2 protein-coding genes and 1 pseudogene are annotated in these 2,040 nt (G+C 45.0%); all 3 read left to right on the top strand.

Features of this window, described 5'->3' with window-relative positions:
* Nucleotides 1–54: 54 nt before the first annotated feature.
* Complete coding sequence (locus DXB92_RS13055; RefSeq protein ID WP_117734210.1) at nucleotides 55–1,017, top strand: class II glutamine amidotransferase; 963 nt, start codon at nucleotides 55–57, stop codon at nucleotides 1,015–1,017.
* Nucleotides 1,018–1,155: 138 nt separating this feature from the next.
* Nucleotides 1,156–1,761, top strand: coding sequence for a recombinase family protein (locus DXB92_RS13060; protein ID WP_117734211.1), 606 nt, complete (start codon nucleotides 1,156–1,158; stop codon nucleotides 1,759–1,761).
* 46 nt (nucleotides 1,762–1,807) lie between these two features.
* Nucleotides 1,808–2,040: pseudogene (locus tag DXB92_RS13065) on the top strand (site-specific integrase); the annotation flags it as partial.

Genomic DNA, 2,040 nt, shown 5'->3' on the forward strand with positions numbered 1-2,040 from the left:
AAGAGCGTCAGTTGTACGTAAATGAAGAAGTTTGTGCAGAGGAGGAGATGTAAGATGTGTGCATTATTTGGTTGGCTGGACTACAAAGACATTGTGTCGGACAGATTGTTGAAAAAACTAACACAGGCTCTGGCAAATGCGGCGGAAGAACGAGGAACAGATGCGTCTGGTATTGCCTATGTGAAAAGCGGTAAGGTCACTATCTACAAGAGACCGAAACCAGCTCACAAGATTCATTTTAACGCACCCAGTAGAACAAGAGCAATCATGGGACACACAAGAATGACCACACAGGGCAACGAGAAGTTCAACTATAACAATCACCCTTTTTATGGTCATGCCGATGTCAATTTTGCCTTTGCCCATAATGGCGTACTGTATAACGACAAGAATTTGCGTGTGGAAAAGCACCTGCCGCAAACGCAGATTGAAACTGACAGCTATGTTGCAGTGCAGTTGTTGGAACAGCAGGGCAAGTTGGACTTCGGCTCGCTCAAGAGCATGGCAGAATCCGTGCAGGGCAGTTTTTGCTTTACCGCTCTGGATGAGGACAACACGCTCTATCTGGTGAAAGGGTCAAACCCAATGTGCCTGCTCCACTTTGCAGAACTGGGGCTTTACATCTATGCCTCAACCGAAAGCATTCTGAAAAAAGCATTGCAGAAGTCTGGTTTCCACAAGTATCCGTTTGAAGTGTTGAACATAGAAGAAGGCACGATTCTGGAGATTGACCGCTATGGCTTTCTGACCTGCTCCACCTTTGAGGTGCAGGAAAGTTTCCGGTTCGGCAAGTGGGCTGATTGGTACGACGAGTTGGAAGAAGAGTATTACACACAGCAGGAGGAACTGCTGTTGGAGATGTGCAATTGCTACGGCGTGACAGAAGATGACATTTTCCTGTTGCTGGACTATGGTTACTCTGCCGATGAGATCGAGGAAATGCTGTGTGATACGACTTTTCTTCATGATACGATTTGTGCAATTCAGTGTCAAGAAAGCAATACGGCAATCTTTTAAATGTTTTGGCTGTCTCAAAAGGTAAACTTTTTGAGGCAGTCATTTTTTTCTCAAAAACCTGTGCCAAAAGGTCCGTTTTTGACTTTTGGGACGTTCCAAAAGCGGCAGGACTTTTTGAGACAATTCGGAGGTGTTTTTATGGACAACAGAACGTTTGGCTATGCCCGTGTTTCCAGCAGAGAACAGCACGAGGACAGGCAGATCGAGGCTCTCACAAATTATGGTGTCAGCAGAGATAATATCATTGTGGACAAATGTTCCGGCAAAGATACCGAACGTGAGGGTTACCAATATCTGAAAAAGCAGATTCTCAGGAGCGGCGACACGCTGGTCATCAAAGAACTGGACAGATTAAGTCGCAGCAAATCTGACATCAAGCAGGAGCTGGAGTATTTCAAGTTCAACGGCATTCATGTCAAAATCCTTGACATTCCAACTACATTAACCGATTTTCCACCAGAACAAATATGGGTCATGGATATGATCAATGCGATTCTGATTGAGGTGCTTGGAAGTATTGCAGAGAATGAACGGTTAAAAATCAGACGCAGACAGCGTGAGGGGATTGATGCCGTCTTGAAGAAAAATGTCAGATTTGGTCGTCCGGCAATTGCAAAACCGCAAAATTGGGACACTGTAGTCAAACAAATTGATGCAAAAGAAATCTCGGTTTCGCAGGCATTGCAGGCACTCAATATCTCCCGTTCTTCTTACTATCGGCTCAGACAGAATAATCCATTTTAATCAGATATACAACAAATCCATAAAATAATCTATGGAGGTATCCGATATGGAACGAAAAAAGAGAAACCACAACGAAGGCAGCATTCGGGAACGGGCAGACGGCAGATTTGAGATTCGTGTCACAGCAGGCTACGATTTTGAGATCGGAAAGCCAAAACGCATCTCCTACTACGCCAAAACCAAGGCAGAGGCAATTCAAAAACTGCACGAAGAGGAGTACAAGATTCACTTTCAGAAACACGTTGACCCGACTTCCACCACCTTTCTCGACTGGCTGCG

The organism is Ruminococcus sp. OM06-36AC, assembly GCF_003438725.1.
Taxonomy (GTDB): domain Bacteria; phylum Bacillota; class Clostridia; order Oscillospirales; family Ruminococcaceae; genus Ruminococcus_C; species Ruminococcus_C callidus.

Bases quoted from the DNA above. Each gene is read 5' to 3' on its own strand.
- DXB92_RS13055 (WP_117734210.1), top strand. From the start codon at position 55: ATGTGTGCATTATTTGGTTGGCTGGACTACAAAGACATTGTGTCGGAC.
- DXB92_RS13060 (WP_117734211.1), top strand. From the start codon at position 1,156: ATGGACAACAGAACGTTTGGCTATGCCCGTGTTTCCAGCAGAGAACAG.